We start from the raw sequence: 21,623 nt of genomic DNA, 5'->3' as shown, positions 1-21,623 counted from the left end.
GGTCGATCTGATCGGCACGCAAAGCAACGCAACGCCGCCGACGAGCAACACCACAGGAGCGGATGGCCTTTGCATCCGTTCATCCCCTCAGACTGCTCTTCACATCCACGCCATGGGGTCATCGGCGGGGCATGGAGCGCCCCGCATGAGAATACTCCCTGCGAGTATTGAAGCCAGGGCTACGCTTGCAACCAGTTTTTAACCCGGGTTTGCCAGTGCTGAGGCACACGCTTGGCGATCCCCCGCAGAAGTGGATGCGAGCGAAGACGCAGCACCCCATTCAACAGGAGCGATTTCGCAGCAGTACCCGCAGCCGCGTTGGCGCGATGCTTGGCGAGGAATTCGTGCGTCAAGCTGGGCAACTGCGTGCTTTCAAGACGGGCCGGGAAACCGCTCATGTATGTATTGCCGTAGTGCACAGGCGCAGGTGACTCAGGCTGGGCTGATGGCAGTGCAGCGAACTGCACGCTGAGAGAAGGCACGCTGGCTGGGAGATGTTGTCGGACAAAGTTTTCTTCTCGCACCTGCATGAACATTTCCAGCCACTGAGCCGGCGTCTGGTCCCAGCGCGCGACCCAACTCCAGGGGCGATCAGCCAATCTCTCTGCAAAAGCGCCGATGTCGGGGGCCACCACCGGCAAGCCAGCCTCCAGGCACGCGCTGAGCGTGTAGCTGTAGGTCTCTGGCCATTGTGCTGGGAACCATGCCACGTCAGGCTGCAGCCACGCCAGCAGGCGGGGCAGGTCCTTGTCTTCATATGCACCGTGCACCGTCAAATGCGTTTTGGGCTGGGTCTTCAGGCTGCGGTAGCCGTACCCCAAAAGGTGGAACTCGACCGGGGCATTGCGACGCGCCGCCTCTTCAGCCACCGCTTCCAGCATGTCGGCGCCCTTGATGGCACTGAGTGCGCCCAGCACCACGACCTTCAGTGTGCCGTTGGAAGCCAAGGCCTTCGGTGCCGGAGTGGGACGCGGGACTGCGTGATCAAGGTCGGTATGCGGCACCACCAGGAGATTCGCGCCGGGTGCAAGTCCGGCAATTCTTCGGGCGGTGTCGTGGCTTGGCGCGATGACGTTTCGAGCGGCTGTCAGGAAGTGGCGATTTCGGTGCCGCCAGTCATTCACGGTGCCCCCATAGGGGGCTGTTGCATCCGGAGCGCAGCACTTGCATTTGCCTGGCGCCATCTCGCCAACGTAGCGGCCATCCAGGCCGGTCAAGGAAATGTGGGTGCAATAGCTGAAGAAATCGTGCGCCGTGAAATCGTATTCAACGCCCAGCTGGTGCGGCAGGTCCAGGACTTTCTCATCATGGCCTAGCAAATGGTGGTAGTGGATATGCACCACGCCCAGGCAGGTCAAAGCCTGCAGCAGCTCGTCTGCCTCGTCTTCCAAGGAGAATTGCAGTGCAAACCCTTCATGCGCACCGGCGAACTGCAGCTTCACGGTGCCACCCGGCGCAGGGGTGAGCACGAGGAATTGCGCGCGTGTCGACAGGTGAGCTGCCAGTTCGCGCACGTGGCGAAGCGTGCCTCCTGCACGGTCGTGCAAAACCGCCAGAACGACCGGAAGCCTCGCGGCATGTATCCGCGCGACATCCAGCGCCAGCCGGTAGGGTTTCGCAGGATCTTCCTGCACAAATGCCATCACTTCGGTTTCATACCGTGGATGCAGCCGCCGCAGCGTCTCCATGGCGGCCTTTTCCCGCGGGCTCTTGCTGTCGCCGAAGCTCACGCCGCCGGTGTGCAGAACGAAGGTGTCCAGGTTGTGCAGGTTGCGCCAGCCCTTGGCGGCGGCGCGCTGGCAGAAGTCGTTCTCTTCGCCATAGCCCTTGCCGAAGTTCTCGGTGTCGAACAGCCCGACGTCGGCCAGGCTGTCGCGCCGGATGTACATGCAAAAGCCCACGCCGGTGGGCACATCCACCACCGCGCCAGGGTTGGTGGCTGCGCACAGGGCGTCCAGCCGGGCGGTGCTGTAGCCTTCCGGCAGGTCGTTGCCCTCGCAGAAGCGGGGGTAGCTGCAGATGGTCGCGTTGTTCGAAAACGGCGTGACGGACGCGACCTTCTGGTCGCTGTAGGCCGCGCGGCGGATGCGGTCGAGCCAGTCATTGGCGACTTCCGTGTCGCTGTTGAGCAGCAGCACATCGTGGCTGTCGCTGAGCGCCATGCCGCGGTTCACGGTGCCGACGAAGCCCAGGTTCTCGGGGTTCTCCAGCAAGGTGACGCGGCTGTCCTGGGCGGCCTTCTCGCGCAGCCACGCGGTGACTTCGGGCTCGGGACTCGCATCGTTGATCACGATCAGGCGATAGGCGCTCGTGCAAGAACTGGCCAGCACCGACTCGATGCAAAGCTGCGTGTCGGCCAACCCGCGGTAGACCGGAACGATGATGTCCACCGGATGGGCCGGTGCCGGCATGGGCTGGGCGGTGGGGGTCGCAGCGGCGCTGCTCTTGGGCGCGCGGCCCAGCAATCGGTCAATGCGCATTTTTGCGTGTACCAGGGGGCGGGTTGCGCGAAAGACGGTGGACGCCTCGATGTTCTTCAAGTGACGGGCCAGGTCGTCGTAGTCCCGCTGCACGCGCGTAGCCTCCCGTTGCCAGGTGGCACGCTGGTGGCCTGTGGCGCGGTTGCTTTCTTCCAGCAGCGCGTTGCGGCTGCGGGCCGTGGCCAGGTCTGCGCTCAGGCTGCTTTGCACCTGGTGCAGATGACCTTGCGTGTCGCGGAGATCGCCTTCCAGTTGCGCAATGCGGTCGTGCAGAGGGTGCACCGTCGCAGCCAGCGCCAGGTAGTCCGTGGACATCGGCCAGCCCAGCTCGACCTCCAGCGCCAGGCCGCCGGGCGACCGGGACCGCAGAATCTCTACCGGGACGGGCACCTCGAACCACGGGTCTTCGCCCGACATCAGCAGCAGGGTCGCTCCGCTGGCGGCAGGCAGGGGCGCCTGCCAGACGATTTCTTGGTGGGGCGTGGTGGCCAGCAGGGAGCGCTGGCTTGCCTGGGCATCCCACTTCCACAGCTCGGCGCCCTGGGCGTCCTTCAGTGCGATGCCGTACAGGTGCAGGTAGCCCGGCCGGTCTGCCGGGTCCAGCCGCAGGTGCGTGCAGGGCACGTCGGCTGCGGGGATGTCAAAGCGAACGGTCTGCCGGTCCTGGCCGATGATCCCCGACGCGGTGAGCTTGTCGGCTTCGCGGTACTGGCCGTCGCGCCCCAAGTACAGCTCGGCAGAAAAATGAGCCTTGCCTTCTGCAGGAAAGGACTCCTGCACCACCACCGCTTCTTCGGCGGACTCGACGGGACGCGCCGCACCGACAAACTGGTAGCTCAGGGCATCCGGGCCCGACAGGATGAAACGGGCCACCGACGGCGGCAGATCGTCGAACTCCACCTTGAACTCTGACTCGGGGATCGGGCGCTCGATGACCTCCAGGGTGTCAATGGCCCAGCGCTGTTCCGTCATGAACCGCACCAGCGACCGGCGCGTGAAGAAGCGCAGGTGCGTCTCATCCAGCAAGCCTTCCTTGCGGTATTTGAATTCGCCCTTGAGCAATTCGGCGATCAGGCCGCTGTAGCTGGCGTTGGGCACGGAGATGAGCAGCCGTCCTTCGGCGGACAGCATGTTCCGGGCGGCTGCCAACACCGACTCGGGGTGCCGCAAGTGCTCCAGCACGTCCGCACACACGATGGCGTCGTAGCGTTCCCCGGCGAACAGCGTGGGCAGGTCCGCGGTTTCCAGGTCCGCCACATGCACGTGGCGATAGTAGGGGCGGGCGTGGGCCGCTTCCGCCTCGCTCCAGGTGACGCCGTCGCTGACACAGCTGCGGGTTTCCGCCAAGTACTGGCCCAACGCGCCGCTGCCACAGCCCAGGTCGAGGACCTTGGAGCCTGCGGGAATCATCTCGGCGAGGGTGGAGAGAGAAGTTCTTTCTTCGGGACGAATGCTACGTAGATAGACGTGCAAGTCCTCAATTGTTTGCGTCATCCCGGAATTATGACGGGGCTTGCCAGTGCGCCTCCAGGAGATTGTTACAACTATGGCAGTATCCGAACGACAATACCGGGGTGCCACTGATTGCTCTCCGCCCTTCACCCACCGTCGTTGTGTCCATCGTCAGCCATGCCCATGGGGTGCAGATTCAGGCATTGCTGGAGGCCCTGGCCCGCCTGAATTCCCCGGTGGTATCGAGGGTTGTGCTCACACTCAATGTTCCTGAGGCTGAGCCGCAGCGGCCGGCAGGTGGGTTCCCGTTTGCGCTCGACATCGTCCGCAATGCCGTGCCCATCGGGTTCGGTGCCAATCACAACCAGGCGCTGGCATCGGCGCAGGAAGCCTTCGTGTGTGTGCTCAATCCCGATGTGGTGCTGGGCGATGATCCGTTTGTGCCCCTGGTCAATGCGCTGGCCGGGCACGCGGCAGGCTGCGCGTACCCCATCCAGGTCAATGAGAGCGGCCGTGTGCAGGATAGCGAGCGCGAACTACCGTCCCCCTGGGCGCTGCTTCGCCGGCGTTTGCTGGGCCGCACGGAGCAGCGCGTCGATTGGGTCAACGCGGCATGTCTTCTGATGCCGGCGTCTGTCTGGCGTGAGCTGGCCGGCTTTGACGAGCGCTACTTCATGTACTGCGAAGACGTGGATTTTTGCCTCAGGCTGCGGCTGGCCGGGGGGGCGCTGATCAAGGCGCCGGTGGAGATCGTGCATGCGGGCCAGCGGGCCAGCGGTCGCCGGCTCGACCACCTGGCCTGGCATGTTCGCAGCCTGTTTCGGCTGTGGATGTCGCCCGTGTATCGGGAGGCGCAACAGTTGCTAACTGGGGCCCCAGGTATCAAAGGTACCATCGGCACCCCATGATTTGGTTGTCTGTAGTCGGTTTTCTGGTGGCGGCGCTGGCTGCAGGGCTCATCGTTCGATGGGGGAATGAACACGCGCTCGTCTATGGCGAGGGCATGCCGCAGCGGTTCCATCTGGGTGACGTGCCCCGCATCGGCGGCGCTGCGCTGCTGATCGGAATGGTCGTCAGCTGGGGACTGGGCGTGTGGCAGTCGCTGGGCTGGGGCGACCCTGGCTCGCTGCGGCTGGGCGGCTGGGTCGGCGCCTGGCTGTTGACACTGCTGCCGGCTGCGCTGGGCGGCATTGCCGAAGACATGACCCAGCGGCTGTCGGTGCGCTACAGGCTGGCCCTGACCGGCGCATCCGGCGTTCTGGCCATCTTTCTGCTGGATTTGACCCTGCCCAGCGTGGGCTGGCCGTGGCTCGATGGCTGGATGGCCATGGCTCCCTGGATCGGCTGGTGCATCGTGGTGCTCGCCGTCGCAGGCCTGCCCCACGCCTTCAACATCATCGACGGCTACAACGGCCTCGCGGGCATGGTGGCGCTCATCGTGTGCCTGGCGCTGGCGCACGTCGCCTTGCAGGTGGGCGACCGCGCCCTGGCGGCGCTGCTGGTGTCCACCGCAGCAGCCACGGGCGGGTTCCTGGTGTGGAACTACCCGCGCGGCATGGTGTTCGCCGGGGACGGCGGGGCGTACGTGTGGGGCGTGGTGATCGCGCTGGCCAGCATCTCGCTGGTGCAGCGCAATACCGATGTGTCGCCCTGGTTCCCCATGCTGCTGCTGATCTATCCGGTGTGGGAGACGGTGTTTTCCATCTACCGCAAGGCGGTGCGGGGCGTGTCGCCCGGGGTGGCCGACGCACTGCACTTTCACCAGCTCATCTACCGGCGCATCGTGCGCGGCGTGTTCCATGACGACGAGTCCCGCCGCATGCTCATGCGCAACAACCGCACGTCGCCCTACCTGTGGGGCTTCACCCTGCTGACCGTGGTGCCGGCCGTGCTGTTCTGGAGCAATACACCGCTGCTCATGGCGTTTTGCGGCCTGTTCGTGATCAGCTATGTGATGGCCTACATGGCCATCGTGCGCTTCAAGGTGCCGCACTGGCTGCGGCACTGAGACCGGTGCACGCACTGCGGTAGCGGGCCGCGCCGCGAATGCGGCACAATTTGCGCTTCACATTTTCTTCTTGCGGATGGCACGCCTCCATGACCGACCTTCTTTCGATTGCTCCACGCGACAAGGCTGAAATCCTGGCCCAGGCGCTGCCTTACATCCGCAAGTTCCATGGCAAGACCATGGTCATCAAGTACGGCGGCAACGCCATGACCGACCCGGCCCTGCAGGCGGACTTCGCCGAAGACGTGGTGCTGCTCAAGCTCGTGGGCATGAACCCCGTGGTCGTGCACGGCGGCGGCCCGCAGATCGAGACGGCCCTGAACCGCCTGGGCAAGAAGGGCGAGTTCATCCAGGGCATGCGCGTGACCGATGCCGAGACCATGGAAGTGGTCGAGTGGGTGCTGGCCGGCGAGGTGCAGCAGGACATCGTGGGCCTGATCAACCAGGCCGGCGGCAAGGCCGTGGGCCTGACCGGGCGCGACGGCGGCATGATCCGCGCGCAAAAACTCAAGATGGTGGACAACAAGAACCCCGCCATCGAGCACGACGTGGGCCAGGTGGGGGACATCGTCTCCATCGACCCGAGCGTGGTCAAGGCGCTGCAGGACGACGCGTTCATTCCCGTCATCAGCCCCATCGGCTTCGGCGAGAACAACGAGAGCTACAACATCAACGCCGACGTGGTGGCCAGCAAGCTCGCCACCGTGCTGCAGGCTGAAAAGCTCATGCTCCTGACCAACACGCCCGGCGTGCTGGACAAGCAGGGCAACCTGCTGACCGACCTCACGGCGCGCGAGATCGACGCGCTGTTCGCGGACGGCACCATCTCGGGCGGCATGCTGCCCAAGATCGCCGGCGCGCTCGATGCCGCCAAGGCCGGCGTGCACGCCGTGCACATCATCGACGGCCGGGTGCCTCATGCCATGCTGCTGGAGATACTCACGGATCAGGCCTACGGCACCATGATCCGCTCGCACTGAGGCCACGATGATGCCGGGCGGCGGTCATCTTCCGGTGGGCCACCAGGGGGCGCAGGCGTGAGGCTGCTGCTCGTCGAGGACGACGTCATGGTCGCCAGCGGCATCAAGCTGGGCCTGTCGGACGCTGGCTACGCGGTCGATTGGGTGGGCAGCGGCGAGCGCGCTGAAGAAGTGCTGCGCACCGAATCGTTCGACGCAGCCATCATCGACATCGGCCTGCCCGCCATGGACGGCCTGGAACTCACCCGCCGCCTGCGCCGCCCCGACATGGCCAGCCCGTCGATGCCGGTGCTGATCCTCACCGCACGCGATGCCCTGCACGACCGCGTCCAGGGCCTGGACCTGGGGGCCGACGACTACATGGTCAAGCCCTTCGAGCTGCCCGAGCTGCTCGCCCGCCTGCGGGCCCTGCTGCGCCGCTCGCAGGCCGCCACCACGGCGGTGCTCAGCTTCGGCCCGCTCGAGCTCGACACCGCGGGCCGCCGCGCCACGGTGCGCGCAGGCGATGGCGATCTGGTCATCGAGCTCGGCCCCCGCGAGTGGACCGTGCTCGAATACCTGCTCATCAACGCCCCCAAGCCCGCCAGCAAGGACAAGCTGCTACAGGCATTGACCGGCTGGGACAAGGAGATCACACCCAACGCGGTGGAGGTCTACGTCTCCCGCCTGCGCGGCAAGCTGGAGCCGCACGGCGTGGCGCTGCGCTCGATCCGCGGGTTCGGCTACCGCCTGGAGCTGCAGGCGGCCTGACCGGCCCCCGTCGGCCCGCCAGACCCACGGCCAGTCCGTCCATCGGCCAGCCTGCCAACTCGCCCATCTGCCGTCTGCTCCCGCCATGACGCCGACGCCACCCCGGTCCACCCCTTCGCAGCGGCCCGGCCTGCGCGCCATGACCTCGGACCTGCGCAACCGGCTGCTGCTGCTGCTGGTGCTGCCGCTGTGCCTGCTGGCCATGGTCGGCGTGTGGCTGGACTACCGGTCGGCCGACGATGCCGCCAACCGGCACGACCAGCGCCTGCTGCGCCTGCTGCCCGCGCTGTCCGACTCGGTGCTGGCCCCGGCCATCCGCGACAACGAACCGCCCCTGCTGCTGCTCGCGCCGCCGGTAGAGGACTTCCTGCGCCAGAACGCCGGCTTCTCGGGCTACAGCGTGCGCGACCCGTCGGGCAAGCTTTTGCTGGGCGACGACTGGGTGCACAGCGCCGTGCCCACCACGCAGGCGCCCGAGTTCCACAGTGTGGAGTTCGGCGGCGTGACCTACCGCGTGGCCGTGCAGCGCGGGCGCACCGGCGCGGGCGAGCTGGTGGTGGCCCTGGCGGACGGCTCCGACCCCCGCCAGCAGTGGGCCCAGCAACTGCTGCTGCGCGTGCTGCTGCCCAACCTGGTGCTGGTGGCCGCGGCGGCGCTGGCCATCCACTGGGCCGTGGGCCGCGCCTTCAAGCCGCTGGTGGACCTGGCCGAAGCGGTGGAGGACCGCTCCCCCCGCGACCTGAGCCCCATCGACGAAGCCGCGTCCCCGGCCGAAGTGCGCCCGCTCGTGCACTCGCTCAACCGGCTGTTCGCGCTGGTCAATGCCCAGGCCGAAGGGCAGCGCCGCTTCGTGGCCGACGCGGCGCACCAGCTGCGCACGCCCCTGGCCGGCCTGCAGGCCCAGGTGGAGGCCTGGGCCATGATGGCCAAGGCGGCGGCACCGCCGCGCGTCTCGCTGCCGGATTTGGATGAAAAAACGGCGCTACCGCACGATGGGCGGGCGCAAGGCGCTATTGTTTTAGGAGTAGACCAGATCGAGAAGCTGCGCAACGCCACGCGCCGCACCTCGCAGCTGGCACACCAGCTGCTCGCCCTGTCGCGCGCCGATGCGCGCAGCCTGGACGCCCAGCAGACGCAGCGGGTGGACCTGAAAGACCTGTGCGAAACCCTGCTCGAGACCTTTCTCGACCCTGCCACCGGCAAGGGCCTGGACCTGGGCCTGGAGGTGCAGCCGGTGCACGTCACCGGCCACGGCTGGCTGCTGCGCGAGCTCTTGTCCAACCTGGTGGACAACGCCATCAAGTACACGCCCGCGGGCGGCATCGTGACCATCCGCTGCGGCATGCGCCAGGGGCGCACCGGGCCGCCCCGCGTGTTCCTGGAGGTCGAGGACGACGGCCCCGGCGTGCCCGAGGCCGAGCGTGCCCGCGTCATGCAGCGCTTTTACCGCGTGCCCGGCACGGTGGGGGAGGGCACGGGCCTGGGGCTGGCCATTGCGGACGAGATCGCCCGCGTACACCGCGCCTCCCTCACGCTGGGCACGGGTGCGCAAGGCCACGGACTGCTCGTCACGGTGGTGTTCCCGCTGTAGCCACGGCAGGTAGTCCGGGGTGCAAAGCCCTGTGCGAGAATCATTTACATACAAGATTGACTTGTGCAAACATGGCGCCGGCCCTCGCTGGCGCCATGGGGGGCGGCACCACTGCCCCGACCGCTTGCACAAGCCCTGTGGATCCCTGTCCTGCTGCCCACCCGCGATGCCCACGGCATGGCGGCTGGTGACGCAGGGCCCTACCTGAGCGCCTGCCCCGCATGTCCGAACTCTCGCCCCTGCCCGAGCCAGTCTCCACCGACGACGCGGAGGCTGCCCCCGCGGCGCGCAAGCGCCCCAAGCCGGGCGAGCGCCGCGTGCAGATCCTGCAGGCGCTGGCCGCCATGCTGGAGCAGCCGGGCGCGGAGCGCATCACCACGGCCGCCCTGGCCGCCCGCCTGTCGGTGAGCGAGGCGGCGCTGTACCGCCACTTCGCCAGCAAGGCGCAGATGTTCGAGGGGCTCATCGACTTCATCGAGCAGACCGTGTTCACCCTGGTGACGCAGATCACCGGCCGCGAGGTGCCCGACCCCGAGCAGTCGCCCGAAGTCGGCGCACGCCAGGCGGCGCGCATCGTGGGCCTGCTGCTGCAGTTCGGCGAGCGCAACCCTGGCATGGTGCGCGTGATGGTGGGCGACGCCCTGGTGTTCGAGCACGAGCGCCTGCAGCAGCGCATGAACCAGTTCTTCGACCGCATCGAATCCACCCTGCGCCAGTGCCTGCGGCCCACGACTGCAGGGTCGTCCACGCCCACGGTGGATGCGCAGGTGGCCGCCAGCGTGCTCACCGCCTTTGCCGTGGGGCGCCTGCAGCGCTACGCGCGCTCGGGCTTCAAGCGCCTGCCGTCGGAGCACCTGGAAGCCAGCCTGGCGCTCATCCTGTAAGGCGGGCCCGGCTACCCGGCTACCCGGCTGTCAGGGCGAAGCGGCGGGCGCTGCCGGCTGCGATGCCAGCACGAGGGCATGGGCAGCCAAGCGGTTGAGCCAACGACAGGATCTGTCAGAAGGCTCGATGGTCCAGAGCAGAAGAGCAGGGCAGCGCGTCCCCACCTTGCGGGTGGCGCCCCTGCAACGCCCGTTTGGGTACCCCTCCCTATTTTTTTCAGGGGTTTTGGCGGTGCCCTGAAATTGCTGCAGAATAGAACGAACGTTCGTTTTTATTTGCCAGCATGCCCGCCACCTCCGAATCCAGCCAGGCCACCCGCAGCCCGCGTGCCCGCAGCAGCACCGGCCGTGCCCTGCAAAAGGGCCAGCAAACCAAGGCGGCCATCGTCGAGGCGGCGCTGGGCCTGGCCACGCACATCGGGCTGGAGGGCCTGTCCATCGGGGCCCTGGCCGACGTCACGGGCATGAGCAAGTCCGGCGTGTTCGCCCATTTTGGCTCACGCGAAGAGCTGCAGATCTCGGTGATCCGCGAATACCACACCCGCTTCGAGCAGGAAGTGTTCTACCCCGCCATGTCCGCCGAGCGCGGCGTGGCGCGCCTGTCGGCCCTGTTCGACAACTGGATGAAGCGCACCTCCATCGAAATCGACTCGGGCTGCATCTACATCAGCGGCGCGGTCGAGTTCGACGACCGCACCGGCCCCGTGCGCGACGCGCTGGCCAGCTCGGTGCTGACCTGGCACGCCGCCATGCGCCGCGCCATCGAGCAGTGCAAGGGCCTGGGCGAATTGCGCGTGGATACCGATGCCGAGCAGATGCTGTTCGAGATCCACGGCCTCATCCTCGCGCTGCACTACGAAGCGCGCTTCCTGCAGACCCCCGGCTCCATGGGCCGGGCGGTGCAGGGCTTTCACAACATCCTGGCGCGCTACAGCAGCGCCCCGGCCCCTTCGCCGTCCGCCGCCGCGCCTGCAGCCACCCCTGCCGCCGCCAAGCGCCGCAAAGTTTCCAACCAAACCACCACATCCAAGGAGTAAACCCCATGCCTATCTACACGCCGCCGCTGCGCGACATGCAATTCGTCATGCACGAAGTGCTCAAGGTCAGTGATGAATTCAAGGCAATGCCACCCCATGCCGAGGTGGATGTGGACACCATCAACGCCGTGATCGAAGAAGCCGGCAAGTTCGCCGCCGAAGTGACCTTCCCGCTCAACATCAGCGGCGACACCGAAGGCTGCGTGCTCGACAAGGCCACGCACGAGGTCAAGCCCCCGTCGGGCTTCAAGGACGCCTACGCCAAGTACGTCGAAGGCGGCTGGGCGGCGCTGTCGTGCGACCCCGCCTATGGCGGCCAGGGCCTGCCCTTCGTGCTGAACCAGTGCCTGTACGAAATGATGAACTCGGCCAACCAGGCCTGGACCATGTACCCCGGCCTGTCGCACGGTGCGTACGAAGCCCTGCACGCCCACGGCACCGAAGAGCAAAAGGCCCTGTACCTGCCCAAGCTGACCAGCGGCGAGTGGACCGGCACCATGTGCCTGACCGAACCCCATTGCGGCACCGACCTGGGCCTGTTGCGCACCAAGGCCGAACCCCAGGCCGACGGCACCTACAAGATCACCGGCAACAAGATCTTCATCAGCGCCGGCGAACACGACATGACCGCCAACATCGTGCACCTGGTGCTGGCCCGCCTGCCCGATGCGCCCAAGGGCAGCAAGGGCATCAGCCTGTTCGTCGTGCCCAAGTTCAACATCCAGGCCGACGGTAGCCTGGGCGACCGCAACCCCATCTACTGCACGGGCCTCGAGCACAAGATGGGCATCCACGGCAACGCCACCGCGCAGATCGCCATCGACGGCGCCATCGGCACCATGGTGGGCCAGCCCAACAAGGGCCTGGCCGCCATGTTCGTGATGATGAACGCCGCCCGCCTGGGCGTGGGCAACCAGTCGCTGGGCCTGACCGAAGTGGCCTACCAGAACGCGCTGGCCTACGCCAAGGACCGCATCCAGATGCGCAGCCTGTCGGGCGTGAAGGCCAAGGACAAGGACGCCGACCCCATCATCGTGCACCCCGACGTGCGCAAGATGCTGCTCACCGCCAAGGCCTACGCCGAAGGCGGCCGCGCGCTGCAGATCTTCTGCACGCTGCTGCTGGACAAGGTGCACAGCCACCCCGATGAAAAGGTACGTGCCGAATCCGAAGAGATGGTGGCGCTGCTCACCCCCATCGTGAAGGCCTTCATCACCGACAACGGCCACATCAGCACCAACGCGTGCATGCAGGTCTTCGGCGGCCACGGCTTCATCAAGGAATGGGGCATGGAGCAGTACGTGCGCGACAACCGCATCAACATGATCTATGAAGGCACCAACACCATCCAGTCGCTGGACCTGCTGGGCCGCAAGATCCTGGGCAACAACGGCGCCACGCTCAAGAAGCTGGGCAAGCTGATCGGCAAGCTGGTGGAAGAAGAAGGCGTGAACGAGAAGATGGCCGAGTTCATCAACCCCGTGGCGATGCTGGGCGACCAGATGACCAAGTTCACCACCGAGATCGGCTTCAAGGGCATGCAGAACCCCGACGAAGTGGGCGCCGCGGCCGTGGACTACCTGCGCGTGGCCGGCCACCTGGTGTTCGGTTACCTGTTCGCCCGCATGGCCCAGGTCGCCCTGCGCGAGATCGCCGCCGGCAACACCGACCCCTTCTACGGCGCCAAGCTGCAGACGGCCCGCTTCTACTTCGCCAAGCTCTTCCCCGAGACCGCGACGCTGATGCGCACCGCCCGCGCTGGCAGCAAGGTGCTGATGGACACGGACCTGGCCCTGGCCTGATCTCCCCAGTCACCACACCGTTCCCTGCGGATCTTCAGCCTTTTTGCCACGGAGCGCTTATGTATAAAGCGGTAGCAGCTATTGTTTTGGTAGCAAATGCCTTGCCGGCCTGGGCGCAGATGACGCCCGAAGGCCTGTGGCGCAACATCGACGACAAGACCGGTGAAGCCAAGGCCGAGATCCGCATCCGCGACATCGGCGGCGGCGTGCTGAACGGGGCGCTGGAAAAGCGCCTCACCAAGGACGCCAAGCCTGACGACGTCTGCGACGAATGCTCGGACGACCGCAAGGGCAAGCCCATCCTGGGGCTCGAGATCATCCGCGGCGCCAAGAAGGCCGACGGCAAGGAAGTGTGGGAGGGCGGCAAGATCCTCGACCCCGAGAACGGCCGCAACTACACCCTGCGCATGACGCCCATCGAGGGCGGCAAGAAGCTCGAAGTGCGCGGCTCCATCGGCCCCTTCGGCCGCTCGCAGACCTGGATCCGGGTCCAGTAAGCGCCAACCCCTATCAACACTCCGTTCGCCCTGAGCTTGGCCCCAGGGCCTGGTGGCCACCTCCCCGCCAAGGCGTCGACAGGCTCAGCCCGAACGGTTTTGAAATGACACAAACCATGTCCAGATTCCAAGTGAAAAAAGTCGCCGTGCTCGGCGCAGGCGTGATGGGCGCGCAGATCGCTGCGCACCTGGTCAACGTCAAGGTGCCGGTGGTGCTGTTCGACCTGCCCGCCAAGGAAGGCCCGAAGAACGGCATCGTCACCAAGGCCGTCGAAGGCCTCAAGAAGCTCAAGCCATCGCCCCTGGGCGTGGCCGACGACGCGGCGCTGATCCAGCAGGCCAACTACGAAGAGCACCTGCACCTGCTCAAGGAATGCGACCTCGTGATCGAGGCGATTGCCGAGCGCATGGACTGGAAGCTCGACCTGTACACCAAGATCGCGCCCCACGTGGCCAAGCACGCCATCCTGGCGTCCAACACCTCGGGCCTGTCGATCACCAAGCTGTCTGAAGTGCTGCCCGAGAGCATCAAGCCGCGCTTTTGCGGCATCCACTTCTTCAACCCCCCGCGCTACATGACGCTGGTGGAGCTGATCAACACCCCCACCACCCAGCCCGAAGTCCTCGACCAGCTCGAAGCCTTCGTCACCAGCGGCCTGGGCAAGGGCGTGGTGCGCGCGCACGACACCCCCAACTTCGTCGCCAACCGCGTGGGCATCGCCGGCATGCTGGCCACCATGAAAGAGGTCGAGAACTTCGGCCTGACTTTCGACGTGGTGGACGACCTCACGGGCAAGAAGCTCGGCCGCGCATCGAGCGGCACCTTCCGCACCGCCGACGTGGTGGGCCTCGATACGATGGCCCACGTGATCAAGACGCTGCAGGACAACCTGAGCATCGAGACCGATCCGTTCTACGAAAGCTTTGGCACGCCCGCCGTGCTCAAGAAGCTGATGGAACTGGGCCACCTCGGCCAGAAGGCCAAGGCCGGTTTCTACAAGAAGGTCGGCCGCGACGTGATGCGCTTCGATCTGGAAGCCGAAGAGTACGTGCCCGGCGGCCAGAAGGCCGACGAGGTGTACAGCCGCATGCTCAAGAAGCCGGCGGCCGAGCGCCTCAAGCTCTTGCGCAACGCCGAAGGCGCGCCCGGCCAGTTCCTGTGGGCCATCCTGCGCAACGGCTTTCACTACGCCGCCGTGCACCTGGGCACCATCGCCGACAACGCACGCGACGTGGACCAGGCCATGCGCTGGGGCTTCGGCATGAAGCAGGGTCCCTTCGAGCTCTGGCAAGAGGCCGGCTGGCTCGAGGTGGCGAAGATGATCCAGGAAGACATCGACGCCGGCAAGGCATTGAGCAAGGCGCCGCTGCCCGAGTGGGTCTTCAAGGGCCCCGTGGCCGAAGCCGGCGGCGTGCACACCGCGCAAGGCTCGTGGAGCGCATCGCAAAGCAAGTTCGTGCCCCGCCGCCAGCTGCCCGTGTACGAGCGCCAGATCTTCCCCGAGACGCTGCTGGGCGAGACCAACCTGCCCGACTGGCGCACCGCCGGCACGACCATTGCCGAATCGAAAGCCCTGCGCACCTGGACGCTCGACGGCCAGATACTGATCGCCAGCATCAAGAACAAGATGCACGCCATCAGCCCCGAAGTGATGGAAGCCCTGACCGAAGCCGTGGAGCTGGCCGAGGCCGAATACCAGGGCATGGTCATCTGGTCCGGCGACGCCCCGTTCAGCGTGGGCGCGGACCTGGAAGCCACCATGCCCGCCTTCATGGTCGGCGGTGCCGATGCGGTCGAAAGCATCGAGCAGGAACTGCAGAACCTGATGCTGCGCATCCGCTACGCGCAGGTGCCCGTCGTCGCTGCCATCCACGGCATGGCGCTGGGTGGCGGCTGCGAGCTGGCCGTGTACTCCGCCAAGCGCGTGGCCCACATGGAAAGCTATATCGGCCTGGTGGAAGTCGGCGTGGGCCTGGTGCCCGGCGCGGGCGGCCTGACCTACATCGCGCGCCGCGCCGCCGAGAACATGGCGGCCTCTACCGGCAAGGACATCCTGCCCTTCCTGACCGAAGGCTTCACCGCCGCCGCGATGGCCAAGGTGGGCACCAGCGCGCTCGAATCGCGCAAGCTCGGCTACCTGCTGGAGTCCGACATCATCGTCCCGCACAAGGACGAACTGCTGTTCGTGGCCGTCAACGAAGCCAAGTCCATGGCCGCCAGCGGCTGGCGCGCCCCGCACAAGCGCCTGTTCCCCGTGGCGGGCCGCAGCGGCCTGGCCACCATCAAGGCGCAGCTCGTGAACATGCGCGACGGCGGCTTCATCAGCGCCTACGACTTCAAGGTCAGCACCATGATCGCCGAGGTGGTCTGTGGCGGCGACGTGGATGCCGGTGCCCTGGTGAGCGAGGAATACTTGCTCACGCTGGAGCGCAAGGCGTTCTGCCACCTGATCGCCCAGCCCAAGACGCACGAGCGCATCCTGGGCATGCTCTCGACAGGCAAGCCTGTTCGCAATTGACCGCCATCACCATGACGGACCACGCCCCAAACAAACTCCAGCGCTCGCTGATGCGCCTGGACGAGGCACCCGCCTTCATGCGCGGCTTCGTGCAGAACATCATCCTGCGCCGGGCCGTGCCCTTCACCGGCACGGCCGGGGTGAAGTTCGTGTCGCTCACGCCCGAGCGTGTGGAAGTGCGCCTGCCCAATGAGCACCGCGTGCACAACCACATCGGCGGCGTGCACGCCTCGGCCATGAACCTGCTGGCCGAGACGGCCACGGGCATGGTGGTCGGCATGAACGTGCGCGACGACTGCATCCCGCTGGCCAAGGAGCTGTCCATGGCGTTCAAGAAGCGCGCCACGGGCGGCCTCAAAGCCGTGGCCACGCTGACCGCCGAGCAGCGCGCCGCCATGCAGGCCAGCGACAAAGGCGAGGTGCAGGTCGCGGTCACCGTGACCGACGACGCTGGCGTGGAGCCGGTCGAATGTGTATTTACGTGGGCCTGGATTCCTTCCAGCCGCCCCGCCAAGCATTGAAGGAGTTTCAACACCATGGCTCAAAAACAAGTCCAGGACGCCTACATCGTTGCCGCCACGCGCACCCCCATCGGGCGCTCGGGCCGCGGCTATTTCAAGAACACCCGGCCCGATGACCTGCTGGTCGCCGCCATCAAGAGCGCGATGACCCAGGTCCCCACGCTGGACCCCAAGGCGATCGAGGACGCCATCATCGGCTGCTCCTTTCCCGAAGGCGAGCAGGGCATGAACATGGCCCGCATCGCCGTGGGCCTGGCGTTCGACCACCCCGTGGGCGGCGTGACCGTGAACCGTTTTTGCGCATCGGGCATCACCGCGCTGCAGATGGCCGCCGACCGCATCCGCGTGGGCGAGGCCGACGTGCTGATCGCCGGCGGCGCCGAGTCCATGAGCCTCGTGCCCATGGGCGGCAACAAGCCATCGTTCAACGCCGAGATCTTTGCGCGCGACGAGAACGTGGGCATCGCCTACGGCATGGGCCTCACGGCCGAGAAGGTCGCGCAGCAGTGGAAGATCAGCCGCGAGGCGCAGGATGCCTTCGCGCTCGAATCCCACCTGCGCGCCATCAAGGCGCAAAAGGCCGGTGAGTTCACCGACGAAATCACGCCCTTCGAGGTCGTGGAGCGTTCGCCCAACCTGGCCACTGGCGAAGTGGTGGAAAAGCGCCGCACCGTGAGCCTGGACGAAGGCCCGCGCCCCGACACCTCCCTCGAAGGACTGGCCAAGCTCAGGCCCGTGTTCGCCGCACGCGGCAGCGTCACGGCGGGCAACAGTTCGCAGACGAGCGACGGCGCCGGCGCGCTCATCGTGGCCAGCGAAAAGGCGGTCAAGCAATTCGGCCTCACGCCCCTGGCCCGCTTCGTGAGCTACGCCGCCCGCGGCGTGCCGCCCGAAATCATGGGCATCGGCCCCATCGAGGCGATTCCTGCGGCGCTGCGGTATGCGGGCTTGAAGCATGAAGACATCGGCTGGTTCGAGCTGAACGAAGCCTTTGCGGCGCAGTCGCTCGCTGTGATCAACACGCTGGGGCTGGACCCGAGCCGCGTGAACCCGATGGGCGGCGCTATTGCGCTGGGCCACCCTCTGGGCGCCACGGGCGCGATCCGGGCGGCGACGGTGGTGCATGCGCTGCGCAGGCACAAGCTGAAGTACGGCATGGTCACCATGTGCGTAGGGACAGGACAAGGCGCCGCCGGCATCATCGAGGCGTTGTAGGGGGTTGGCTACTGCGCGGGTCATCTGCGTCGTTGGGCGGTGCTCGGAATCCTCACGTACTTCAAGTACGTTCCGGTTCCTGTGCTCCGTCCGCCTAGCAGCTGATCCCGCTCGCTACGCCCTGGAGGGCGGGGTGTGAAAGCAAGGGAACCGGGCAGCAGAGGATTCTGATGTCTCATCCCGACCCGACCCGACCCGACCCGAGACCCCGACCCGCCCCCGCCCCCGCCCGTTCGGGCTGAGCCTGTCGAAGCCAGTCCACGAGTCCCAACCGTTCGGGCTGAGCTTGTCGAAGCCTGGGCACCGGACCCCCACCCGTTCGGGCCGAGCCTGTCGAAGCCAGGGCCCAGCTCAGCGATAGTTTCTTTTCTTCAAGCCGGCGCAGATCGGTTTCGAAACAAGGAGACAGACATGATCAACAAGCAAACCTTGCAGGTCCACCACGGTGCCGTGCCGCTGGCACTGCGCGTCTATGAACCCGAGGGCGCACCGCCGCGCGCCAGCGTCGTGATCGGTGGGGCGATGGGGGTGCGGCAGTCGTTCTACGAAGGCTTTGCGCTGTGGTTGTCGCAGCAGGGGTTTCGGGTCACCACGTTCGACTACCGGGGGCATGGCGATTCGCTGCAGGGCGCCATGCGCGATGTGAAGGCCGACCTGTTCGATTGGGCGCAGGACTACGAGGCAGTGATCTCCGCCGCCAAGGCCGCGCTGCCCGCGCAGCCGCTGTACCTGCTGGGCCACAGCCTGGGCGCGCAGCTGCCGGGGCTGCTCCAGAAGCCCGAGCAGGTGGCGGGCCTGCTCAGCGTGGCTGCGGGCAGCGGCTACTGGCGCGACAACGCACCGCAGCTCAAGCGCATCGTTCCATATTTCTGGTGGGTGCTGGTGCCCCTGGCCACGCGGCTGTGCGGGTACTTTCCGGGGCGCACGCTCAAGAAGGTGGGCGACCTGCCAGCGGGCGTGATCCTGCAGTGGCGGCGCTGGTGCCTGCACCCGGCCTACAGCGTGGGCGCCGAAGGGCCCGCGGTGGCGCAAAGCTATGGCGCGGTGCGCTTTCCGGTGCTGGCCCTGTCGATGGCCGACGACGAGCTGATGACGCTGCGCGGCACGCACAACCTCGTCAACCTGTACGCCAACACCGAGCGCCGCGTGGAGAGCATTACGCCCTCCGATGTGCAGGTGCGGCGCATCGGGCACTTCGGGTTCTTCCGCGACCAGTTCCGCCAGAGCCTGTGGCCGCGCGCTGCCGCTGCATTCTCGGCACTGGGTGGGGCGGCGGGCGGGCCTTTGGGCGGAGAGGCCGCAGCTGCTGCTGCGGCAGTCGCCGGCACGACGATCTGAGTCTTCATTTGGCGGCACACTCGCAGCATGACTTCCGCATCCACATCCCTACCGCACCCGCTGGACGAAGCGCTGCAGCTGCGGCGCGCAGCCGATGCGCCGCCCCAGCCTGTGTCGTCTTCCCCTTCGCCTTCGTCATCGTCTTCGTCGGCATCCGAATCTGCCGCGGCGGCGATCGCTGCCGGCCAGTACGAAGGCACGACGCACCCGGGCTACTGGAACATGGTGGGCCCGTTCGGCGGGATCACCGCGGCCACGCTGCTGCAGGCCATCATGCAGCACCCCCAGCGCCTGGGTGACCCGCTGTCGCTCACCGTCAACTACGCAGGGGCCTTGACGGCCGGCGCGTTCACCGTGCAGGCCGTGCCGGTGCGCACCAACCGCTCCACGCAACACTGGACGCTGTCCATCCTGCAGCCCGACGCCGACGGCGCCCCGGTGGTCACCACCACGGCCACCGCCGTCACGGCCGTGCGCCGCGAGACCTGGAGCGTGGGCGACGTGCCCATGCCCGAGGTGCCCCGGCCCACCGACCACCAGGCCATCGTCGCGCCGCCGGGGGCTGTGGAATGGCTCAACCGTTATGAGATGCGCCCCATCACCGGCTTCATCCCGCGCACCTGGGACGGCAGCGGCGACCACAGCCTGACACAGCTGTGGATGCGCGATGCGCCCCCGCGCGCCCTCGACTTCTGCGCACTGGCCGCGCTGGCCGATGTGTTCTTCCCCCGCGTGTGGTTGCGCCGTGCGCGCCAGGTGCCTGCGGGCACCGTGTCCATCACCGTGTACTTCCATGCCACGGCCGAACAGCTGCAGGCCACGGGCACCGGCTTTTTGCTCGGCCAGGCGCGCGGGCAGGAGTTTCGCAACGGCTTCTTCGACCAGACCGTGCAGCTGTGGAACGAGGCCGGCACCATGCTGGCCACCAGCCACCAGATCGTTTACTACAAGGAATAAGAGCACCATGAGCACTGCGACCCTCGACATCCTGGCCCACACCGAAGCCGGTGTGACCACCATCACTTTCAACCGCGTGGACAAGAAGAACTCCATCACGCGCGACATGTACGCCGCCATGGCGGACGCGCTCGACGCCGCCCAGGCCGACGCCAGCGTGCGCGTGGTGGTGTTCCAGGGCGACGTGGCGATCTTCAGCGCGGGCAACGACATCGGCGACTTTCTGCAGCAGCCCCCGGCCACGCAGGACTCGCCCGTGTTCCGTTTTCTGCGCGGCATCGCGTCCTTTCCCAAGCCCGTGATCGCCTCGGTCTGCGGCCCGGCGGTGGGCATCGGCACGACGATGCTGTTCCATTGCGACCTGGTCTATGCGGGCGACAACGCGGCGTTCTCGATGCCGTTCGTCAACCTGGGCCTGTGCCCCGAGGCCGCATCGAGCCTGCTGGTGCCGCAGATGCTGGGGTATCACCGTGCGGCTGAAGCGCTGCTGCTGGGCGAGCCGTTCATGGCCGAGGCGGCGCTCGAGGTGGGGCTGGTGAACCGCGTGGTGCCACCTACCGAGTGCAATGGGGTGGCGCAGGCGCAGGCGCGCAAGCTGGCGGCCAAGCCGTTGTCTTCGTTGATCGAGACGAAGCGGTTGATGAAGGGGGGGCAGACGGCGAAGGTACTGGAGGTGATGGCGGAGGAAGGTGAGAGCTTTGGGCGCATGCTGCGTGAGCCGGCGGCGCGGGAGGCGTTTTCTGCGTTTATGGAGAAGCGCAAGCCTGATTTCAGCGCGGTCTGATGTGGGGGGAAACCTGGGTCTGTCGCAGCCCAGGCCGTTCGGGCTGAGCTTGTCGAAGCCGTTGTCCGTCATCACTGTCCGTTCGGGTTGAGCTTGTCGAAACCGGGGCGCTGCTCGCGAGCTCGCTGATGAGGCGGCATGCCTGAGTTAAAGGCGGGGGCCGGGGTGCGCGCCCGGCGGCGCGGTAACTTTCTCTTGGTTCGCCAAGAGAAAGTCACCAAAGAGAAGGCGACCCCAAGTCTGCGACCCCTTCGCTGCGCTACGGGGCAAACCTGCGTCGGGGCGGTTGCGGGGTGCGCCGCAGAACTCACTGCGCGCTACCGCGCTCCGTTCAAACAACTGCGGCGAGCTAGAGCACGAAGCATGCGCGCTGCGACGCGCATGCCACCCCGCAACCGCCCCGACGCAGGCGCAGCCACAGGGGGTGGGCAGCCAAACAGCCAACATCCGAACAGCCACACGGGCCATCGCGTTGCTCGGCCCCGAACGCGCAGGCGCTTCGCGCCGCGACCGCCAGGCCGAGCGCAGCGATGGCCCGTGTGGATGTTCTCTCCCCCATCCCTTCAGGATGCGCCGAGGAGCGCAGGGCGTGGGGTGAGCGTGTGCCGAAGGACACACGCATCGTGAACTGACTCGCTGCGGATGTTTGAGCGTAGCGCGGCAGCGCGCAGCGAGTTCCGCAGCGCACCCCACGACCGAGCACCGCAGGTTGCCCGCAGCGAAGCGAAGGGACGCAGGCTGTAGGGTCGCCTTTTCTTTGGTGACTTTCTTTTGGCGAACCAAAAGAAAGTTACTCGCACGCCGGGCG

Annotated in this window: 16 protein-coding genes; 15 read left to right on the top strand and 1 reads right to left on the bottom strand. The window is 66.7% G+C overall.

The window, feature by feature from the left end; translation table 11 throughout:
* Positions 1-179: 179 nt before the first annotated feature.
* On the bottom strand, positions 180-3,974 hold the full coding sequence (locus ACSQ3D_RS04455) for a methyltransferase domain-containing protein (protein ID WP_436126181.1): 3,795 nt from the start codon (positions 3,972-3,974) through the stop codon (positions 180-182).
* Positions 3,975-4,093: 119 nt separating this feature from the next.
* Here ACSQ3D_RS04455 and ACSQ3D_RS04450 point away from each other — a divergent pair, with 119 nt between their 5' ends.
* The 15 genes from ACSQ3D_RS04450 to ACSQ3D_RS04380 all read left to right on the top strand — a co-directional run bounded on the left by ACSQ3D_RS04450 (position 4,094) and on the right by ACSQ3D_RS04380 (position 20,815).
* Positions 4,094-4,840 (top strand): glycosyl transferase, encoded by a 747-nt coding sequence (locus ACSQ3D_RS04450; protein ID WP_436126043.1) that lies wholly within the window; start codon positions 4,094-4,096, stop codon positions 4,838-4,840.
* Positions 4,837-5,940: an MraY family glycosyltransferase gene (locus tag ACSQ3D_RS04445; RefSeq protein WP_436126042.1), complete on the top strand. Its 1,104-nt coding sequence runs from the start codon at positions 4,837-4,839 to the stop codon at positions 5,938-5,940. The genes ACSQ3D_RS04450 and ACSQ3D_RS04445 overlap by 4 nt, the downstream gene beginning before the upstream one ends.
* Positions 5,941-6,029: 89 nt before the next feature.
* A complete protein-coding gene (gene argB / locus ACSQ3D_RS04440; protein ID WP_056164040.1) occupies positions 6,030-6,920 on the top strand; it encodes an acetylglutamate kinase in 891 nt (296 codons plus the stop codon).
* A 57-nt stretch (positions 6,921-6,977) separates the two neighbouring features.
* The gene (locus tag ACSQ3D_RS04435) at positions 6,978-7,670 is read left to right on the top strand and encodes a response regulator transcription factor (RefSeq protein ID WP_056164036.1); all 693 of its coding nucleotides are present in this window, start codon (positions 6,978-6,980) and stop codon (positions 7,668-7,670) included.
* A 139-nt stretch (positions 7,671-7,809) separates the two neighbouring features.
* A complete protein-coding gene (locus ACSQ3D_RS04430; RefSeq protein WP_436126180.1) occupies positions 7,810-9,261 on the top strand; it encodes an ATP-binding protein in 1,452 nt (483 codons plus the stop codon).
* Positions 9,262-9,482: 221 nt separating this feature from the next.
* Positions 9,483-10,145, top strand: coding sequence for a nucleoid occlusion factor SlmA (gene slmA, locus ACSQ3D_RS04425; RefSeq protein ID WP_396506005.1), 663 nt, complete (start codon positions 9,483-9,485; stop codon positions 10,143-10,145).
* 284 nt (positions 10,146-10,429) lie between these two features.
* Positions 10,430-11,182, top strand: coding sequence for a TetR/AcrR family transcriptional regulator (locus ACSQ3D_RS04420; protein WP_436126041.1), 753 nt, complete (start codon positions 10,430-10,432; stop codon positions 11,180-11,182).
* Positions 11,183-11,187: 5 nt separating this feature from the next.
* Positions 11,188-12,984 (top strand): acyl-CoA dehydrogenase C-terminal domain-containing protein, encoded by a 1,797-nt coding sequence (locus ACSQ3D_RS04415; protein WP_436126040.1) that lies wholly within the window; start codon positions 11,188-11,190, stop codon positions 12,982-12,984.
* Positions 12,985-13,043: 59 nt separating this feature from the next.
* Complete coding sequence (locus tag ACSQ3D_RS04410; protein WP_436126039.1) at positions 13,044-13,481, top strand: DUF2147 domain-containing protein; 438 nt, start codon at positions 13,044-13,046, stop codon at positions 13,479-13,481.
* A gap of 116 nt (positions 13,482-13,597) precedes the next feature.
* Entirely contained in the window at positions 13,598-16,000 is a 2,403-nt protein-coding gene (locus ACSQ3D_RS04405; protein WP_436126038.1) for a 3-hydroxyacyl-CoA dehydrogenase NAD-binding domain-containing protein, read from the top strand.
* Between the two features lie 11 nt (positions 16,001-16,011).
* A complete protein-coding gene (locus ACSQ3D_RS04400; protein ID WP_436126037.1) occupies positions 16,012-16,521 on the top strand; it encodes a DUF4442 domain-containing protein in 510 nt (169 codons plus the stop codon).
* A gap of 15 nt (positions 16,522-16,536) precedes the next feature.
* A complete protein-coding gene (locus ACSQ3D_RS04395; RefSeq protein ID WP_056413886.1) occupies positions 16,537-17,736 on the top strand; it encodes an acetyl-CoA C-acyltransferase in 1,200 nt (399 codons plus the stop codon).
* 414 nt (positions 17,737-18,150) lie between these two features.
* Positions 18,151-19,074, top strand: a complete 924-nt coding sequence (locus ACSQ3D_RS04390) for an alpha/beta hydrolase family protein (protein WP_436126179.1) — start codon at positions 18,151-18,153, stop codon at positions 19,072-19,074.
* Between the two features lie 27 nt (positions 19,075-19,101).
* Positions 19,102-20,031, top strand: a complete 930-nt coding sequence (locus ACSQ3D_RS04385) for an acyl-CoA thioesterase (RefSeq protein ID WP_436126036.1) — start codon at positions 19,102-19,104, stop codon at positions 20,029-20,031.
* Positions 20,032-20,038: 7 nt separating this feature from the next.
* Positions 20,039-20,815, top strand: a complete 777-nt coding sequence (locus ACSQ3D_RS04380) for an enoyl-CoA hydratase (RefSeq protein ID WP_436126035.1) — start codon at positions 20,039-20,041, stop codon at positions 20,813-20,815.
* Positions 20,816-21,623 lie beyond the last annotated feature (808 nt).

It is taken from the genome of Acidovorax sp. LjRoot117 (assembly GCF_964252695.1).
Classification (GTDB): domain Bacteria; phylum Pseudomonadota; class Gammaproteobacteria; order Burkholderiales; family Burkholderiaceae_C; genus Acidovorax.
This window is presented reverse-complemented; position numbering and strand designations above follow the sequence as displayed.

Bases quoted from the DNA above. Each gene is read 5' to 3' on its own strand.
- ACSQ3D_RS04385 (WP_436126036.1), top strand. From the start codon at position 19,102: ATGACTTCCGCATCCACATCCCTACCGCACCCGCTGGACGAAGCGCTG.
- ACSQ3D_RS04445 (WP_436126042.1), top strand. From the start codon at position 4,837: ATGATTTGGTTGTCTGTAGTCGGTTTTCTGGTGGCGGCGCTGGCTGCA.
- ACSQ3D_RS04380 (WP_436126035.1), top strand. From the start codon at position 20,039: ATGAGCACTGCGACCCTCGACATCCTGGCCCACACCGAAGCCGGTGTG.
- ACSQ3D_RS04410 (WP_436126039.1), top strand. From the start codon at position 13,044: ATGTATAAAGCGGTAGCAGCTATTGTTTTGGTAGCAAATGCCTTGCCG.
- ACSQ3D_RS04455 (WP_436126181.1), bottom strand. From the start codon at position 3,974: ATGACGCAAACAATTGAGGACTTGCACGTCTATCTACGTAGCATTCGT.
- argB (WP_056164040.1), top strand. From the start codon at position 6,030: ATGACCGACCTTCTTTCGATTGCTCCACGCGACAAGGCTGAAATCCTG.
- ACSQ3D_RS04415 (WP_436126040.1), top strand. From the start codon at position 11,188: ATGCCTATCTACACGCCGCCGCTGCGCGACATGCAATTCGTCATGCAC.
- ACSQ3D_RS04430 (WP_436126180.1), top strand. From the start codon at position 7,810: ATGACCTCGGACCTGCGCAACCGGCTGCTGCTGCTGCTGGTGCTGCCG.
- ACSQ3D_RS04395 (WP_056413886.1), top strand. From the start codon at position 16,537: ATGGCTCAAAAACAAGTCCAGGACGCCTACATCGTTGCCGCCACGCGC.
- slmA (WP_396506005.1), top strand. From the start codon at position 9,483: ATGTCCGAACTCTCGCCCCTGCCCGAGCCAGTCTCCACCGACGACGCG.
- ACSQ3D_RS04405 (WP_436126038.1), top strand. From the start codon at position 13,598: ATGTCCAGATTCCAAGTGAAAAAAGTCGCCGTGCTCGGCGCAGGCGTG.
- ACSQ3D_RS04400 (WP_436126037.1), top strand. From the start codon at position 16,012: ATGACGGACCACGCCCCAAACAAACTCCAGCGCTCGCTGATGCGCCTG.
- ACSQ3D_RS04420 (WP_436126041.1), top strand. From the start codon at position 10,430: ATGCCCGCCACCTCCGAATCCAGCCAGGCCACCCGCAGCCCGCGTGCC.